Raw genomic sequence first — 17645 nt, forward strand, 5'->3', positions numbered from 1 at the left:
CCATTTTACATTGACTGGATTTGAAGAATGATCCCGCAGCATAAACCGCACACTGAAAATCAGGGCTCCAGCCGCATCGGCATGGGCTTTACGGAATTCGTCATAACCATCGCGATCATGACCGCCAGCATCGCCATGGCAATCGACAGTATGCTGCCGGCGCTTCCCGCCATCGGCCGCTCGCTGAGCGTGACGAGCACCAACGATGCGCAACTCATCATCGGTGTCTTCTTCTTCGGCTTTGGTGTCTCGCAGATCATCTTCGGCAGCCTGTCCGACACCTTCGGCCGCCGCCGCATCCTGCTCGGCGGCCTCGCCGTCTACGTGCTGGCGATGTTCGGCGCGGCACTGACCGGCAGCTTCGAGATGCTGCTCGTCATGCGCTTCGTCCAGGGGATTGGCGGTGCCGCGGTGCGCATCACCACGATGGCGGTTGTCCGCGACTGCTTCGGCGGCCGCGAAATGGCCCGCGTCATGTCCTACGTGATGATCGTCTTCATGATCGTGCCGATCGTCGCGCCTTCCGTCGGCCAGCTGATCATCAGCTACGCCGACTGGCATTGGATCTTCATCCTGCTCGGCATCGTCGGCGCGGTCCTCTTCCTCTGGGCACTGCTACGCCTGAAGGAGTCGCTGCCGGTCGATGAGCGCATCCCGCTCTCCGTCGGCTCGATCGTCGACGGCTTCAGGACCGTTCTCACCAACCGCATCACCTGCGGCTACATGATCGGGCTCACGATGTTCACGGGCGTAATCAGCGCCTATGTGATCTCCGTCCAGCAGGTTTTCGGTGAAGTCTACGGCCTCGGCGATTGGCTGCCGATCGCCTTTGCGGCAACGGCAGGCGGCATTGCCGTTGCCAACTTCGCCAACGGCTTCTTCGTGCGCACCTTCGGCATGCGCCGCATCTCGCACACCGCAATGATCCTCTTTACGGTGATTTCGGCATTCGGCTACGTCATGGCGCTCGATGCCAACGTCAATTTCGCGTTGGACTACGCTCTGTTCTCCATTCTGCTGATGATGTTTGCCGTCATCGCCACGAACTTCACGGCAATCAGTCTGGAACCGATGGGCAATCTTGCAGGCACGGCGACCGCCATCACCGGTTTCGTCTCGACCTCCGTCGGCGCGCTGCTCGGAGGAGGCGTCGGCCAGCTCTTCAACGGTACCGTCCAGCCGCTCTTTGCAGGCTTTGCGGTCTTCGGCGCAATCAGCATCGTCGCCACGCTCTTTGCCGAAAAGGGCAAACTCTTCACCCACCCGGGCGACAGCCCGCAACTCGACCCGGGTGCTGCGCATTTGTGATGGTGTGCCATGTCAGCCTGCGCCCTGCGCCCGAAGGCGGAACTTCGATTTGGAGAATTTGCGATTGGCGCGCGATCAGATATCTGACCCACCCGTGTCAGCCATACGTATCAGTTCGTCTTCTTCCTTCGAAACTCCCTCTGCCAGCCGGGCCGCGGCAACAAAGGGCAACCAGGCGAAAATATCGCCTAGGGCAAGGCCGCTGGCTCTTGCATAGGTTTCGGCATAGGAAGTGGCTATTTCGGGAGCTGCATGACGTATTAGGACATAGGTGCGACAGACATCGGCGGCCGGGCTGCCGGCGCATGCGTCCAACCAATCCACGACCATCGCTTGACCAGGTGAGCCGAGGACGTTTGAGGGATGAAAATCTCCGTGACAGAGAGCGTTCCCGTTCGGCAGCGTATCGAGCCCCCTCAGAAGCCTTTCACGATGTGCTGTATTTAAGGATGGCGCATGCCGAATATTTGAGGCCACTCTCGCCTTAAGCTCCGGAAGTGCGCGTGCGGATTGGCCGTGGATTTCCCTGTGCAGCCGCACCATTTCATCCAGGTATTTTGGAATCAACGCGGGCTGAGAGATCATCGCGTTGGCAAATGGCTGCCCGCGGGCCCGGGTCATCACCAGTCCCCAGCGGTCGCCATACTGTCCGACGTCTGAAACCTTTGGCGCCGGCAGGCCAAATGGCTCGATGTGCGCGAGAATCGCGGCTTCTCTGAACGCAGCACTTTTGGACGCGGTGACCCTGTAAAGCTTAAGGACCAGCGCCCCATGCTCGTAGACCTCCGCTTCCTTGCCGGTACCGAGCAGATCGCCAATATCAATGGAGCTCATCGAACCGGATCAGACAAATATTCCAGGTGCGCCTCGCTGGCCGCAACCAGGAACTTCTTCCGCACCTCAGCGGCCGGCGTCGCATCGTTGAAGGCATCCAGACATGTGATCTCGGCGCGGTAGAGCGCCGGGCCATCGTGGATCGGCCATTCGGTGACCATCAGCTTGTAGGCATCGTGAACCGTCCTGACGACGCGATAGCGTCCGCCGAGTTTGATCCTGACGGGCGGGAATTTCCGGATATCTTTTTTCTCCATGACGCAATACCTCACGCAAAACATTCGACTCAACGAATCACCGGGCGACTCGTTCCCGCGCAATCGCTCGGGTACCGAGCAGCGTGACGGCACGCCGCGCGCGACGATGCGGAGACTTTCCATGACGTTTTGTTCATCTGGCGTTCATATTTCTTGTGGCCATCGCCCTTTCGGGCTAATCTGCCCTGGCAACGATGGAGCAAGAGATGATCAAGACCACCGTCGCGGCTTCTGTATTTGCCGCTTATGCCTTTGCGATGTTCGCAATCGCATCCCTCCCGCAAAACTCGCCTGGCATCCCGGTCGATCAGGTGACGACAAGTTCGACGAACTAAGCCCAACCCGACACGAAAAACCCCGCTTAGAAGCGGGGCGGTATCGTGATCAAAACAGCTTGGGAGGAAATATGCATTTCTCCCTATATGTCGGGCATGGATCGAGGCTTACGCCCTCAATCCTCAGACCGTGAAAACCTCCCGCCGCAGCAACTCCCACGACGCCTTGTCCGGAGCGATCAGCAATCCGCCGCCGACGTGGTGCGGAAGGTAAGCCGTTCCATCGAAACGCGCCGCATGGGCGCCCGCCTCCTGGCAGATCAGCGTTCCCGCCAGATGATCCCAGGGCATCAGCTTATTGTACATCAGGTAATGCACGTGTCCTGATGCGAATGTCCGGTATTCATGCGCGGCGCAGCGGTAATTCACGAGGAAGCGTACCTTTGCGAGATTTGCGAGAATTTCCGGACGCTTCTCCTTCGGCAGATAGCCGGTCGAAGCCATACCGACCATCTGTTCCAATGCCACCGGCGCTGCCACCGAAAGCCGCTGCGCCTCGCCCTCCGGCCGTCGCAGCCAGGCGCCGCCCCCCTTTTCCGCCATCACCCAGTCGTCGCCCATCGGGTCGTAGATGATGCCGGCAACGGTTTCACCCTTCGACACGACCGAAGCCATGACGCCGAAGGCGGGAATGCCGGAAGCAAAATTGAAGGTGCCGTCGACTGGATCGACGACGATCGCAAGATCCGCTCCCTGCAGCTTGCCGAGCAGCGCAGGGTCGGCAGCAACCGACTCCTCGCCGATGAAGACTGCGTCCGGCCAGCGTTTTGCCGCCTCCGCCTTCATCATCCGCTCAGCCTGCTCGTCGGCTTCCGTCACCAGGTCAGTCGCCTCGGTCTTGACCCGTACGTCGCCGCTGCCAAGCCGCCGGAAGCGCGGCAATATCTCGGCCTTCGCCGCCCGCCTGAGGAGATCGGAGAGCGTCGTCACATCAACTGTCGAAGTCATGGCATGTCCTTACTTTTGAGCGTTCGCCCAGTTATGCGCTCTTCGGTGACGGCTCTGTGACCATCAGGCTGGAAAAATCGAAAAGCTGCGGATCGAGCAAGTGTGAAGGGTTCACATGCGCGAGCGCCCGCAGCATCGTATCCTTGCGGCCCGGCATGCGCCGCTCGATATCCGCAAGCATATCCTTCATCGCATTGCGCTGCAGGCCGTCTTGCGAGCCGCAGAGATCGCAGGGGATGATTGGAAACCGCATGGCCGCAGCAAACTTCGCCATGTCGTCCTCTGCGCAATATGCAAGCGGCCTGAGCACCATGAGGTCGCCTTCGTCGTTGAGCAGCTTCGCCGGCATGGAGGCGAGACGCCCGCCATGGAAAAAGTTCATGAAGAAGGTCTCGAGGATATCCTCGCGGTGGTGGCCGAGCACCAGGGCATCACAGCCCTCCTCCCGCGCGATGCGGTAAAGGTTGCCGCGGCGAAGACGGGAACAGAGCGAGCAGTAGGTCGCCCCCTCCGGTACCTTCTCCTTCACGATCGAATAGGTATCCCGATATTCGATGCGGTGCTTCACGCCGATCCTCGTCAGATAATCCGGCAGGATATGTTTCGGAAAGTTCGGCTGGCCCTGGTCGAGATTGCAGGCGATCAGCTCGACCGGCAGCAGTCCACGCCATTGCAAGTCGAGCAGCAGCGCCAGCAAACCGTAGGAATCTTTGCCGCCTGAAATGCCGACCAGCCAGCGCTTCTGACCCTTCAGCATGCCGAAATCGTCGAAGGCTTGGCGAACTTGCCGGAGCAGGCGCTTGCGCAGCTTGTTGAACGAGACGGAACCCGGGGCATCGGCAAAGAGCGCATGGCCGGTCACGCCGTCTCCCGCAGCCTCCCCGAATGCCTCATCAATGTTGGCTGCGATATTCATCGTCCTACCCAATCCAATAACTCTGCCTTAGCAGAAAGCCATGCGTCAACGAAGCATCAATCGCCAAAAACCGACCAGCCCGTGCGCGCTGCGAGCATCTCCAGCGCCACGGCCGCAAGCTGCGAATTGCCCACCTTGTTCAAACCTGGCGACCAGGCGGCGATCGAGGCGACCCCCGGGGCAACAGCGAAGATGCCGCCGCCGACGCCGCTCTTGCCGGGAAGGCCGACATGATAGGCGAAATCGCCCGAGCCGTCGTAATGGCCACAGGTGAGCATCAGTGCATTGATGCGCCGCGCGCGCTTCGGCGACACGACCGAATGGCCGGTCATGGGATTGCTGCCGCGGGCTGCAAGGAACAGCCCGGCCGTTGCTAGTTGCTCGCAGCTCATAGACAGCGCGCATTGATGGAAATAGACGCCAAGCACATGTTCGACCGGATGATCGATGTTCTTGTAGGCGCGCATGAAATTGGCGAGCGCGAAATTCCGGTATCCGGTCTGCGTCTCGGAGCGCGCCACCTTCTCATCGATCGTCACCGACTCGTCGTCCGCCAGATAGCGAACGAAGCGCAGCAGCTCGCCGATCGCCTCGCGCGGCGCATGACCGGCCATCACGACGTCGGTGACGGCGATTGCCCCGGCATTGATGAAGGGATTACGCGGGATTCCGTGCTCATGCTCGAGCTGGACAATGGAATTGAAGGCTGACCCGGAAGGTTCGCGCCCGACGCGCTTCCAGAGTCCCTCGCCGACCTTGCCGAGCGCTAAGGTCAGCATGAAGACCTTGGAAATGCTCTGGATGGAGAACGGCACGTCGGCATCGCCGGCGCGGTAGATCTTGCCGTCGACCGTCACGACCGCCATGCCGAACTGGTTCGGATCGATCTTTGCAAGCTCAGGGATATAGTCCGCGACCTTGCCCTCGCCGATGCGGGGGGTCAGCTCCTCGTAGATGCTGTCGAGGACGGCCTGCAAATCCACCATGGCTTTCTCTCCAGAGAACAAAAAAGCCGCCCAGGAGGCGGCTTTTCCGTATGCGAAAACGCCTCGCGTCGATTAACGCGAATAGAATTCGACCACCAGATGCGGCTCCATGACGACCGGATACGGAACGTCGGAGAGCGAAGGAACGCGTGCGAAGGTCGCAACCATCTTGTTGTGATCAACTTCGATGTATTCCGGAACGTCGCGCTCAGCGAGGCCGATGGATTCCAGAACGGTTACGAGCTGCTTCGACTTCTGGCGAACTTCGATGACGTCGCCGGCCTTGCAACGGTAGGAACCGATGTTGACGCGGACGCCGTTCACGGTCACGTGGCCGTGGTTCACGAACTGGCGGGCAGCGAAAACGGTCGGAACGAACTTGGCGCGATAGACGATCGCGTCGAGACGGGACTCCAGAAGACCGATCAGGTTTTCCGAGGTGTCACCCTTGCGGCGGTTGGCTTCGTCGAAGATCGCACGGAACTGCTTCTCGCGCAGGTCACCGTAGTAACCCTTCAGCTTCTGCTTGGCGCGCAGCTGCACACCGAAGTCGGAAAGCTTGCCCTTGCGGCGCTGACCATGCTGGCCCGGGCCGTATTCGCGGCGGTTCACCGGGGATTTAGGACGGCCCCAGATGTTTTCGCCCATACGGCGGTCAATCTTGTACTTGGACGATTCGCGCTTGCTCATCGTATTTCCTTTCAGAGTGTTAGGACGGTTTGTTGCCAAACCGCGCGAAGGAAACACGCCCTCCTTTGGCTTTCTTCCGAAAGCCCGACAGGACTATCCCATTACGCGAACAGGACAAATCCACGGGACATGTCAAATGAAACACCGGACATTGCTGCCCGGTGCTCACGCGGTCTTTAGGGGTTCGTCATGAAAATGTCAACAGCGGAGCGCGTTGGGGGATATCGCGTTTATCGCTATATTCAGCTGCTCGTTGATCGCTATCGCGAATATCACAATGCCGCACATCGGTCGCTCGAAAATTCTCAGGTTGGTTGGGCCACACGTGCAATTACAGAAAATGGCCTCATAAGAATTATTGCCAATCCCCGGTATCCTGACAGCACGAATTCTCCGCTGATGTTGTGGAATGCTAGCCGAACTAGAATTTCATCCGAGATATGAGTTTTGGCCGGAGGCGGTCAGAATTTGGATAGCCCGCTTTTTCAGACCGAATCGCTTACTGTCGTCCCGACAGACAACAGATAGATTCTGTTAGGATAGGCGGCCGATACGGCGGCTACCTTGCAACGTTCGACCGACGCATCAATACCGATGCCGTCATCGGCGGTGTCGAAGCCCTCCATCTGATTGAAGCTTAGCTGTGCGTCATTCCGCCGCTTGTCGCGCATCATCAGGCGCATTCGCATCGCCCGGCGCAGTCTGGCAGTTCATATCCGGGAAAGCCACAATGCGTTTGCCCGCGAAATCAGTGTGCACGACGATCGTACCCTGCTCCTCGAAATAGCCGAGGAGACGCCTGGCCCGGCGGGCCGAATGCGTGCCGTAGGCACGCGCTATCCGGGCGTCGGAGGGGCAAGGCTCGCCGCAGACCGCGGCCTTGGCCAGCATCAAGAACACGCCCTGCAGATCGTCGGTCACACCGGTTGAAAGCGACAGCGCCGTCGCCCAGGCTGCCGTCCCGGCCGTTGCGGCATCGACGCCCGACCGCGAGATTGCCACGTGCCGGCGGAACTCCGGAAGCGACATCGGCGGCCCGGGCACGCGGCGCATGCGCAGCCGCACCAGGAATTCCTGATAGAGTACCGAATCCGTCCGGAAACCCGAAGCCGGATCGTCGAGGATTTCCAAAAGCACGGCCGAAAGCCGTTCCTCGCGCTCCTCGGTGGAGAGATCCCGATGGTTTGCACGCGGCTCGGCCGGCGCTGCCGTCGCAGCGGGCGCGGAGCGCGAAAGTTCTGCCAGGATGTCCGTCGTCGGCCGTGGCGCCGGTGCCGTTCGGCGCATGATTGGCCGCTGGAATTCCTCAGGGTCAGGCGTGAAGATCAGATCCTCGACATCCCGCGGCGCATCCGGCAGCGGCATCAGCTTTGGGCTCGACGAGCGCGCTGAGGTTTCCACGGCACCGATCTGGATCGGCAGCGGACGGCGAGACAGTGCCGGACCGAGGGCCACGAAGTTGCCGCGCTTCAGATCGCGGAACATTTCGGCCTGACGCCGGTCCATGCCGAGAAGGTCGGCGGCACGCGCCATGTCGATGTCGAGAAAGGTGCGGCCCATCAGGAAGTTCGAGGCTTCCGCCGCAACGTTCTTCGCAAGTTTCGCGAGGCGCTGCGTGGCGATCACGCCCGCCAGCCCGCGTTTGCGGCCGCGGCACATCAGGTTCGTCATGGCGCCCAGCGACATTTTGCGGGCGTCTTCGGAAACATCGCCACCGACCGACGGGGCAAACATCTGTGCCTCGTCGACGACGACGAGCACCGGGTACCAGTATTCGCGATCGGCATCGAACATACCGTTAAGAAAGGCGGCCGCAGCCCGCATCTGCTGCTCGATGTCGAGACCTTCGAGCGTCAGGACGCAGGAAACGCGATGCTGGCGGATACGGTTGGCAATGCCCGCAAGCTCAGCCTCGGTCCGTTCGCCATCGACGACGACATGGCCGAACCGGTCGCTGAGCGTGACGAAGTCGCCTTCCGGATCGATGATGACCTGCTGGACCCATTGCGCGGACTGTTCAAGCAGCCGTCGCAGCAGATGCGACTTGCCGGAGCCGGAATTGCCCTGGACGAGAAGACGGGTCGCCAGAAGCTCCTCGATATCGAGCGTCGCCGGGGTGTTCCCTGACGCCATTCCCATATCGATACCAACCTGCAATGCAATGACCTATCAGATGAGACTCAATGATACGAAGCGCCATTGTCCTGAAACGGCGCGCTTCCGTCTATCAAAGATTTCCGGACATTTCGCCCACGCGTTTGCAAAACCCACAGCGAATGCGGATATTCCGGCTACGCGGTCTGGCGTTCATCGCCGGGCCGGCTTCCCAGGCTGCGCATGCGCCCACGCCATGCGCAATGCATTCTCGAGATCCTCCTCGCCCAGCCGCGACAGATCGGTGGCCGTCCAGCCCCGCCTGCCCCAGGCATTCGGCACCGGCGAGAAGGCATCCGGCAACATCATGCATTTGAATTGCTGTTCGTCGGGCGTTAAATTGAAGTTTGCCGTCCGGCCGTCGGCGGCGAGTGTGACGTAGATTCGCGCGACCTTGAATGCCATTCGATCGAAATGCGGGGCCTCGAGCGTACCCGCCAGTGATAGCGCGATGCGCCGCAAGTCTTCGCCCGTCGCCATTGCACGCAAACCTTCGAGGTTGATCCGATCGTGCACAGTATCCTATCACGATTGAGTACCGGAAGCGTCACCTGACCGTCAGCCCGAAGCCTTGCATCAAGCGCGTTGTGGCGAAATCCGGATTGCCCGAGGTGAAGACCGCAAAGTCGAAATCGTCGGGGTGAACGCCATCGGCCACCTGCGGCACAAGGCTGCGCGCCCGCCGAGCGATTGCCTCCGCCGGATCAAGCCAGTCCACGGGCCATGGCGCCAGCCTCCGGAAAAGGTTCGCCATGAAGGGATAATGCGTGCAGGCAAGCACGACGATGTCCGTCTTGCGACCGTCCTTTTCGACGAAGCACTGGTCGATTTCCGTCATGATGGCCTCGTCCGAGACGGCGTCGCCGCGGATATAGGCCTCCGCCATGCGCGCCAGGTTTTCAGAGCCCACGAGGCGTACGTGGCATTGCTGCGCGAAGGACTGGATCAGATCCCGCGTATAGGCGCGTTTGACCGTGCCGGGCGTGGCAAGCACGGAGACGAGGCCGGAACGCGTCCGCTCGGCGGCGGGCTTGATCGCAGGCACCGTGCCGACGAAGGTCTTCTGCGGAAAGGCGGCGCGCAGATCGGCACCGACCAGCGTGAAGGCGGTATTGCAGGCGATGACGCAGACTTCCGGATCGTATTCCCCGAGCAGCCTGCCAAAGAGCGTGATGATACGCTCCTTCAGCGCCTGCTCTTCCCAGCCCCCATAAGGAAATCCCGCATCGTCGGCGATGTAGATGAAGCCGCGTTCCGGCATCAGCACGCGGGCTTCGCGGAGCACAGTCAGCCCCCCGATACCGGAATCGAAGATCAAGACCGGTTTCAGCTCATTCGCCGCTGATGTCATCTTTTGGCTGTTCCTTGGCGTCTGCAGGCGGCCGGCTTCCGCGCGGATACTTGCGCGAGAAGCGGTCAAGGGAGGATATCACACCGCGCAGCACGCTGATTTCTTGTTCCGTGAAGGCGCGGCGGGAAAGGACTGCACGCAGATTGTCCACCATTTTCGGCTTTTTCCCGGCAGGATGGAAATAATTGCGTGCCTCTAGCGCCTCCTCCAACTGGTCGAAAAGGCCGAAGAGCTGCTCCTTCGTCGATTGCGTCTGCGACGTCGCCTGGAACGGCACGGTACCTGTATCCTCCATGCCGGATTTCATCCACTCGTAGGACATCAGAAGCACAGCCTGCGCGATGTTCAGCGAGGCAAAAGCGGGATTGACCGGGAAGGTCACGATCTCGTCGGCGAGCGCCACTTCCTCGTTGGTCAGGCCCCAGCGTTCACGGCCGAAAAGGATGCCAGTGCCCTCGCCCGAGCGAAATTTCGCCCGCAGCGTTTCGGCGGCTACCACCGGGGAACGCACCGGCTTGAAGCCATCGCGTTCGCGCGCCGTCGTCGCATAGACGAAATTGAGGTCGGCGACCGCCTGCTCCAGCGTCTCGAAAACCTTAGTGCCTTCGATGACGTGATCGGCTTTCGAGGCGGCGGCCTGTGCCTTCTCGTTCGGCCAACCGTCGCGCGGATTGACGAGGCGCAATTCGGCAAGGCCGAAATTCGCCATCGCTCGCGCCACCATGCCGATGTTCTCGCCCATCTGCGGCTCGACCAGAATGATGACCGGTCCTTCGGCCAAAAGTTTACGCTCGCTGTTCGTGCCTGCCATGAATGCCGTCCTTGCTTTCATGCGGGGAATAGCTTTGCACAACCGAAACGGCAAGGCCCATGCCTCACGATGGACCAGTTCGGGGTGCCGCCGATCAAATCGGACGTCGCCTTCACTCGCCCCTGGCGATGGCAACCATTTCCGCCTTCAGCGAGCGCATTTCCTTTGTCTCGGCACTCTCCATCATGATGTCGTCGATCAGTGGCTTGCCGCCATCAGTGACCATCTCGAAACGCACGGTCGAGATCGTCTGCGCGTCCGGGCCATCGCCGCAGGCCATCTTGCGGAAGCTGACGACGACCTCCTCCTTGCCCTCGGCAGCCGCCTGGGCTGTCAGCGTCAGGTCTTGGAGCGGGCATGCGTCCTGTGCGTTGACGATCACGTCGTAGTCGAAGGGCGAGATGCCGTCCTCCATCGCCGGGTGCTTCTCAGCCTCATGATACTTCGCCACAAAATCCTTGCTGTAGAGTTTGTCGAGCTTTCCGGGGCCGAAGATGTCGATCCATTCGGTTTCGTTGCCCGACCAGTTCTTGACGGTCGCATCCATGATTTCCTGCACCGGCGCCGGAATCTCCGCTCCATCGCAGACGGCAGGAAGACCAGCGAAGGCGAGAAACAGAAGGGCGATCGTCTTCATGATGAAATATCCGGTTCGAAAGGAAATAGCGACGGACACTAGCCGAATCTTCAGACTTGGCAAAGGCACGCCAAAATGCGCTTTGAACGGCGCTTGCGGCTTTGCGTTCCCGGCTCGCAATGCTATAGCGCTCGGGATTTTTTCGTCACCCACCCGGGACATGCGTCCCCATCCAGCTTACGAGGCAGATACATGAAGAAGATCAAGGTCGCCAATCCCGTCGCCGATCTCGACGGCGATGAAATGACTCGCATCATTTGGCAGCTCATCAAGGACAAGCTGATCCATCCGTATCTCGACCTCGACATCGACTACTACGATCTCTCGGTCGAAAACCGCGACGCGACCAACGATCAGGTCACCGTGGACGCCGCCAACGCCATCAAGAAATACGGCGTCGGCATCAAGTGCGCGACGATCACGCCGGACGAAGCCCGCGTGAAGGAATTCAGCCTCAAGGAAATGTGGAAGAGCCCGAACGGCACGATCCGCAACATCCTGGGCGGCGTCATCTTCCGCGAACCGATCATCTGCAAGAACGTTCCGCGCCTCGTTCCGGGCTGGACCAAGCCGATCGTCGTCGGCCGTCACGCCTTCGGCGACCAGTACCGCGCAACCGACTTCAAGTTCCCGGGCAAGGGCAAGCTCACCATCAAGTTCGTCGGCGAAGACGGCCAGGTCATCGAGAAGGAAGTCTTCAACGCGCCGGGTGCCGGCGTTGCCATGGCCATGTACAACCTCGATGAATCGATCCGCGAATTCGCGCGCGCCTCGATGATGTACGGCCTGATGCGCAAGTGGCCGGTCTACCTCTCGACGAAGAACACCATCCTCAAGGCCTATGACGGCCGATTCAAGGATATCTTCGAGGAAGTCTACGAGACCGAGTTCAAGGATCAGTTCAAGGAAGCCGGCATCACCTATGAGCACCGCCTGATCGACGACATGGTCGCTTCGGCGCTGAAGTGGTCCGGCGGCTACGTCTGGGCGTGCAAGAACTATGACGGCGACGTCCAGTCCGACACCGTTGCCCAGGGCTTCGGTTCGCTCGGCCTGATGACCTCGGTTCTGCTCACGCCGGACGGCAAGACGGTCGAAGCCGAAGCCGCACACGGCACGGTCACCCGCCACTTCCGCCAGCACCAGAAGGGCCAGGAGACCTCGACGAACTCGATCGCCTCGATCTTCGCCTGGACCCGCGGCCTCGCGCACCGCGCCAAGCTCGACGACAATGCCGAGCTCGCCCGCTTCGCCTCAACGCTGGAAAAGGTCTGCGTCGACACCGTCGAAGCCGGTTTCATGACCAAGGACCTGGCACTGCTGATCGGCCCCGACCAGCCGTGGCTCTCAACCACTGCCTTCCTCGACAAGATCGACTCCAACCTGCAGAAAGCCATGGGCGCCTGAGGCACCCGGAGACATCGAACAACGAAACGGCGGGTTCTTCCCGCCGTTTTCATTTCAGCGACAGAATGGGGAGCACCAGAATGACCACGACCATCCGCCCGCTGCAGCCGTCTGACCGCGCCGCCTGGGAGCCTCTGTGGGCCGCCTACCAGCGCTTCTACGACGTCGTTATTCCGCTGGAGACCACCGACCTGACCTGGAGCCGCTTCCACGACCGGGCCGAAGAGATGTACGCGCTGGGCGCCTTCGATGGCGATGGCCGCCTCACCGGCATCGTGCACGCCATCTTCCACCGCTCCTGCTGGCTGCCGCAATGGACCTGCTATCTACAGGACCTCTATGTCGAAGCCGACCAGCGCGGCCGTGGAACTGGAGCGGCCTTGATCGAGGCCGTTGCCGACCTTGCGCGTAAAAATGGCGCCGGACGCCTCTACTGGATGACACATGAGACCAATGCGACGGCGCGGCGCCTCTACGACCAGATCGCCGAACGCTCCGGCTTCATCCAGTACTGCAAGGCGCTTTGAGCGCAAGGCTTGATTTTGCTTGGGCGCACGCTAAACCGGAATTAAGAACAAGAGGAGGAGAACATGGCGGAAGAACTGGTATTCTATACGAACCCGATGTCGCGCGGCCGCATCGCCCGCTGGATGCTGGAGGAGACCGGCGTTCCCTACCGCACGGAAATCATGACCTTCGGCGGCACGATGAAGGCGCCGGAATACCTGACCGTGAACCCGATGGGCAAGGTGCCGGCGATCCGGCATGGCGATACGGTCGTCACGGAATGCGCCGCGATCTGCGCCTATCTCGCCGAGACCTTTCCGGAAAAGGAGCTCGCTCCAAGACCGAATGAACGGGGCAGCTATTACCGATGGATGTTCTTCGCCGCCGGCCCACTTGAAGCCGCTGCCACGAACCGTGCACTCGGCTTTGTGACCCCCGCAGAAAAAAGCAGGATGGCTGGTTACGGTAGCTTCGGCGACGTCATGGATACGCTCGAAAAAGCTGTCAGCGCCTCGCCCTATATCGCCGGCGACCGCTTCACGGCCGCCGATGTCTACGTCGGTTCGCATATCGGCTGGGGGATGGGCTTCGGCACGTTCGAAAAGCGCCAGGCCTTTGCGGATTATCTGGGCCGCGTGACCAACCGCGAAGGCTACAGGCGAGCCACCGCACTGGACGATGAAGTGATGAAGCAGATGCAATAGGCTTCATGCGAGCGGCATGTAGATATCCGTCAGCAATTCGGTCGGCGGAACGTCGCGGGGATTGTTGAGATATTCCTCGAACATCACGCTGTCCTTGATCTGCCTGCCGGATTTCGGAAGCCATTCCGCGTAGAGCCATTGATAGGCCTTGTACATGTCGGCGTAGGGTCCCTTATGGCGGAGAACGGCATATTCGCCGCCATCGATCGTCCGCAGTTCGAAAGGCGGTTCTATCGGAACGCCTGACCCGCCAGTCGCACAGGCGATGGAGCGCAGCTTTTCCGCCGGCACGATATCCGGATCGTCGAAATAGACACCGATCATCCGCATCTCCGGTTTTGCCAGGCCGCGGGCATGGAGCGCGCCGAAGAGCGTCTCGAACACCTTGCCGATCTGCATATAGGAGCCTCACATGGGGACGCCGATCAATTTGATCGGCTCTATCTTCCGTAAGGTTATGTCGAACATGGCCGCTGTCTTTCCGTTAGGTGAGGGTTCAAAGGTCTTATGGCTTCCCTCTTTCCGGTAGCGCGCCGGCGGCATGCCGTAGACAGACTTGAAGATGCGGTTAAAGGATTGGAGATTGGGATAGCCGGATCGCTTCGCAATCTCGCCGACAGTGAGATCCGTGCGGACGATATCGCCCGCCGCGCGATGCAGCCGCAGCCGCTTGACGGTCGCCGCCAGCGTCTCGCCGTAAATCGCGCGATAAATCTTGTGCCAGTGATAGCTCGACATGCAGGCGATTTCGGCAAAGGCGCTCCATATCCAGATCCTCGTCGAGATGATCGTGGATATAGGCCGAAACCCGCCGCAGGCGGTTTTCATAAAGTGCCCATGCCGTTTCGCCATTCATGTCAAAGCCCCGTGCAAATCGATCGGCTGCAGAAAACCATAAGGCGATTTGACAAATCCTGCGGAATTGCGTGCCGATCACGGGGGCACGCACACAAAAGGCGGAGGACTAGCCCCCGCCTTTCAAACCTCATCGGCAGGTGAAATCAGCTTGCAAGTGCTGCCGCCACCGCCTCGATCGCCTCGTCGGCCTTGGAGCCGTCTGGGCCGCCCGCCTGTGCCATGTCCGGCCGGCCGCCGCCGCCCTTGCCGCCAAGGGCAGCAGATGCGACGCGCACAAGATCGACGGCGCTGAACCGCGCCGTCAGGTCCGGCGTTACGGCAACGACTGCGCTTGCCTTGCCGTCGTCGGAAACGCCGATCAGCGTCACGACGCCCGAACCGATGCTTGATTTGCCATCGTCGGCAAGCCCCTTGAGATCCTTCGGATCGACGCCGGTGATCGCCTTGCCGAGGAATTTTACGCCGGCAACCTCACGCGCCGCGTCCGTCGAGCCGCCCTGCCCGCCGCCCATGGCAAGCTTGCGCTTGGCATCGGCGAGTTCCCGCTCGAGCTTGCGGCGCTCGTCCATCAACGCTTCGACGCGCGAAAGCACGTCGGCAGGCTGAACCTTCAGCGACGAAGCAAGCGTTTTCACGCGCTCGTCCTGTTCGACCAGATATTCGCGGGCGTTCTCACCGGTGACCGCCTCGATGCGGCGGACACCCGCGCCGACGGCACTTTCGCTAAGGATGCGCACAAGCCCGATCTGACCGGTCGCGGCGACATGCGTGCCGCCGCAGAGTTCGATCGAATAAGGCTTGCCGGCCTTCGTGCCGCGCACGCCCTGCCCCATAGCGACGACGCGCACTTCATCGCCGTATTTCTCGCCGAACAGCGCCATCGCACCTTCGGCAATCGCGTCATCCACGCTCATCAGCCGCGTCGTTACCGGCGCGTTCTGCAGCACGATCTCGTTTGCCATATCCTCAACGACCTTGAGCTCTTCGGCGGACATCGGCTTCGGATGCGAAACATCGAAACGCAGGCGTTCGGGCGCGACCAGCGAACCCTTCTGCGCCACGTGCGTACCCAGCACTTCGCGCAGCGCCTCATGCAGCAAGTGCGTTGCCGAGTGATTGGCGCGCAGGCGCGACCGGCGGGCATGATCGACGGTCAGCGCGACGGCCTCGTCGGTCTTCAGTAAACCTTCGACGACAGTCCCTGAATGCACGAACAGGCCTTCGCCCTTCTTCTGCGTATCGGTGATTTCCACTTTCGCATGGTCCGAGCTGATGATGCCTGTATCGCCCATCTGGCCGCCGGATTCGCCGTAGAACGGCGTCTGGTTGACGACGATCTGCACCTTGTCGCCGGCCGAGGCGGATGCGACGGCGGCACCGTCCCTGACGATCGCCTGGACGACGCCTTCGGCGGTCTCCGTGTCGTAGCCCAGGAATTCGGTCGCGCCATGCTTCTCCTTGAATTCGAACCAGATGGTCTCGGTCGCCTTGTCGCCGGAGCCGGCCCAATGCGAGCGGGCTTCGGCCTTCTGACGCTCCATCGCATCGGTAAAGCCGGCGAGATCGACGCCGATTTCGCGGGCGCGCAGCGCATCTTGCGTCAGGTCGAGCGGGAAGCCGTAGGTGTCATAGAGCTTGAATGCCGTCTCGCCGTCGAGCATATCGCCCTTGCCGAGCGTCATCGTCGCGTCGGAAAGCAGCGACAGGCCGCGCTCCAGCGTCTTGCGGAAACGGGTTTCCTCGAGTTTCAGCGTCTCGGAGATCAGTGCTTCGGCGCGTGCGAGTTCCGGATAGGCGCGGCCCATCTGCTGGACGAGCGCCGGCAGCAGCTTCCAGACCAGCGGTTCCTTGGCACCCAGGAGCTGCGCATGGCGCATGGCCCGGCGCATGATGCGGCGCAGCACGTAGCCGCGGCCTTCGTTCGACGGCAGCACGCCATCGGCAATGAGGAATGCGGATGAGCGCAGATGGTCGGCGATGACGCGGTGGCTCGCCCGGCGCTCACCCTCGGCCCTGACGCCGGTTGCCTCCTCCGAAGCTTCGATCAGCGCGCGAAACAGATCGATATCGTAATTGTCGTGCTTGCCCTGCAGCACGGCCGCCAGGCGCTCCAGTCCCATGCCGGTATCGATCGAGGGACGCGGAAGGTCGACGCGCTCTTCCTTCGTCAACTGCTCATATTGCATGAAGACGAGGTTCCAGATCTCGATGAAGCGGTCGCCGTCTTCCTCCGGAGAGCCGGGAGGGCCGCCCCAGATGTGATCGCCGTGATCGTAGAAGATCTCCGAACAGGGACCGCACGGGCCGGTATCGCCCATCGCCCAGAAATTATCGCTGGTCGGAATGCGGATGATCTTTTCGTCCGAAAGCCCGGCGATCTTCTTCCAGAGGTTAAAGGCTTCGTCGTCCGTGTGATAGACGGTGACCAGCAGGCGCTTGGCGTCGAGACCGAATTCCTTGGTGATCAGGTTCCAGGCAAGCTCGATCGCCCGTTCCTTGAAATAATCGCCGAAGGAGAAATTGCCGAGCATCTCGAAAAAGGTATGGTGGCGCGCGGTATAGCCGACATTGTCGAGGTCATTGTGCTTGCCGCCGGCGCGGACGCATTTCTGTGCCGTCGATGCCGTCCTGTAGGGGCGCTGTTCCAGGCCCGTGAAGACGTTCTTGAACTGTACCATGCCGGCATTGGTGAACATCAGCGTCGGGTCGTTGCGCGGCACGAGCGGGCTCGACGGCACGATCTCGTGGCCGTTCGTCTTGAAATAGTCGAGGAAGGTCGACCGGATATCGTTCACGCCGCTCATGCTATGCCCTTCAATGCTGCCCAAGGCAGGTCAAACTCAAATCCAGTGGCTTTTATCGTCCGCATTAACCACTGTCCAGCAGACAAAGAAAACCGGCCGCATTCTGATCAAGGAATGCGGCCGGTTTCGATACATCAA

18 protein-coding genes and 1 pseudogene are annotated in these 17645 nt (G+C 60.8%); 5 read left to right on the plus strand and 14 right to left on the minus strand.

The window, feature by feature from the left end:
* The first annotated feature begins 27 nt into the window (after positions 1-27).
* Positions 28-1308 (plus strand): multidrug effflux MFS transporter, encoded by a 1281-nt coding sequence (locus QA644_RS09410; protein ID WP_194729796.1) that lies wholly within the window; start codon positions 28-30, stop codon positions 1306-1308.
* Positions 1309-1383: 75 nt separating this feature from the next.
* On the opposite strand, the gene QA644_RS09415 is transcribed toward QA644_RS09410, so the two are convergent.
* Together QA644_RS09415 and QA644_RS09420 are read right to left on the minus strand one after the other, a co-directional pair.
* Positions 1384-2142: an aminoglycoside phosphotransferase family protein gene (locus QA644_RS09415; protein WP_283072133.1), complete on the minus strand. Its 759-nt coding sequence runs from the start codon at positions 2140-2142 to the stop codon at positions 1384-1386.
* On the minus strand, positions 2139-2399 hold the full coding sequence (locus QA644_RS09420) for a DUF982 domain-containing protein (protein ID WP_283072134.1): 261 nt from the start codon (positions 2397-2399) through the stop codon (positions 2139-2141). Before QA644_RS09420 ends, QA644_RS09415 begins: the two co-directional genes overlap by 4 nt.
* 206 nt (positions 2400-2605) lie before the next feature.
* On the opposite strand from QA644_RS09420, the gene QA644_RS09425 reads away from it, so the two are divergent.
* Entirely contained in the window at positions 2606-2734 is a 129-nt protein-coding gene (locus QA644_RS09425; protein WP_257788081.1) for a hypothetical protein, read from the plus strand.
* A 123-nt stretch (positions 2735-2857) separates the two neighbouring features.
* Here QA644_RS09425 and QA644_RS09430 read toward each other — a convergent pair whose 3' ends face one another.
* The 10 genes from QA644_RS09430 to QA644_RS09475 all read right to left on the minus strand — a co-directional run bounded on the left by QA644_RS09430 (position 2858) and on the right by QA644_RS09475 (position 11227).
* Positions 2858-3682, minus strand: coding sequence for an inositol monophosphatase family protein (locus QA644_RS09430; protein ID WP_194729798.1), 825 nt, complete (start codon positions 3680-3682; stop codon positions 2858-2860).
* Positions 3683-3713: 31 nt separating this feature from the next.
* Complete coding sequence (gene ttcA, locus QA644_RS09435) at positions 3714-4598, minus strand: tRNA 2-thiocytidine(32) synthetase TtcA (protein ID WP_283072136.1); 885 nt, start codon at positions 4596-4598, stop codon at positions 3714-3716.
* A 56-nt stretch (positions 4599-4654) separates the two neighbouring features.
* A complete protein-coding gene (locus tag QA644_RS09440) occupies positions 4655-5584 on the minus strand; it encodes a glutaminase (protein ID WP_194729800.1) in 930 nt (309 codons plus the stop codon).
* Between the two features lie 72 nt (positions 5585-5656).
* Entirely contained in the window at positions 5657-6274 is a 618-nt protein-coding gene (gene rpsD / locus QA644_RS09445; RefSeq protein ID WP_022715225.1) for a 30S ribosomal protein S4, read from the minus strand.
* 485 nt (positions 6275-6759) lie between these two features.
* Positions 6760-6957 carry a hypothetical protein gene (locus QA644_RS09450; RefSeq protein ID WP_283072138.1) on the minus strand — a complete coding sequence of 66 codons (198 nt, stop codon included), beginning with the start codon at positions 6955-6957 and terminating at the stop codon, positions 6760-6762.
* A complete protein-coding gene (locus QA644_RS09455; protein ID WP_283072139.1) occupies positions 6923-8431 on the minus strand; it encodes an ATP-binding protein in 1509 nt (502 codons plus the stop codon). The genes QA644_RS09450 and QA644_RS09455 overlap by 35 nt, the downstream gene beginning before the upstream one ends.
* Positions 8432-8581: 150 nt before the next feature.
* On the minus strand, positions 8582-8908 hold the full coding sequence (locus tag QA644_RS09460) for an MmcQ/YjbR family DNA-binding protein (protein WP_074068355.1): 327 nt from the start codon (positions 8906-8908) through the stop codon (positions 8582-8584).
* A 67-nt stretch (positions 8909-8975) separates the two neighbouring features.
* The gene (murI, locus tag QA644_RS09465; RefSeq protein ID WP_074068357.1) at positions 8976-9779 is read right to left on the minus strand and encodes a glutamate racemase; all 804 of its coding nucleotides are present in this window, start codon (positions 9777-9779) and stop codon (positions 8976-8978) included.
* Complete coding sequence (locus QA644_RS09470) at positions 9760-10590, minus strand: RNA methyltransferase (RefSeq protein WP_074070284.1); 831 nt, start codon at positions 10588-10590, stop codon at positions 9760-9762. The genes murI and QA644_RS09470 overlap by 20 nt, the downstream gene beginning before the upstream one ends.
* A 112-nt stretch (positions 10591-10702) precedes the next feature.
* Positions 10703-11227 carry a hypothetical protein gene (locus QA644_RS09475; RefSeq protein ID WP_283072142.1) on the minus strand — a complete coding sequence of 175 codons (525 nt, stop codon included), beginning with the start codon at positions 11225-11227 and terminating at the stop codon, positions 10703-10705.
* A gap of 192 nt (positions 11228-11419) precedes the next feature.
* On the opposite strand from QA644_RS09475, the gene QA644_RS09480 reads away from it, so the two are divergent.
* From QA644_RS09480 to QA644_RS09490, 3 genes are all read left to right on the plus strand, one after another.
* The gene (locus QA644_RS09480; protein WP_283072143.1) at positions 11420-12634 is read left to right on the plus strand and encodes an NADP-dependent isocitrate dehydrogenase; all 1215 of its coding nucleotides are present in this window, start codon (positions 11420-11422) and stop codon (positions 12632-12634) included.
* Between the two features lie 80 nt (positions 12635-12714).
* A complete protein-coding gene (locus QA644_RS09485; protein WP_283072144.1) occupies positions 12715-13161 on the plus strand; it encodes a GNAT family N-acetyltransferase in 447 nt (148 codons plus the stop codon).
* A 63-nt stretch (positions 13162-13224) separates the two neighbouring features.
* Positions 13225-13845 (plus strand): glutathione S-transferase family protein, encoded by a 621-nt coding sequence (locus QA644_RS09490; protein WP_039845036.1) that lies wholly within the window; start codon positions 13225-13227, stop codon positions 13843-13845.
* A 3-nt stretch (positions 13846-13848) separates the two neighbouring features.
* On the opposite strand, the pseudogene QA644_RS09495 reads toward QA644_RS09490, so the two are convergent.
* Together QA644_RS09495 and alaS are read right to left on the minus strand one after the other, a co-directional pair.
* Positions 13849-14701: pseudogene (locus QA644_RS09495) on the minus strand (AraC family transcriptional regulator).
* A 145-nt stretch (positions 14702-14846) separates the two neighbouring features.
* A complete protein-coding gene (gene alaS, locus QA644_RS09500; RefSeq protein WP_283072146.1) occupies positions 14847-17507 on the minus strand; it encodes an alanine--tRNA ligase in 2661 nt (886 codons plus the stop codon).
* Positions 17508-17645 lie beyond the last annotated feature (138 nt).

It is taken from the genome of Rhizobium sp. CC1099, assembly GCF_029714385.1.
In the GTDB taxonomy this organism is placed as follows: Bacteria; Pseudomonadota; Alphaproteobacteria; order Rhizobiales; family Rhizobiaceae; genus Rhizobium.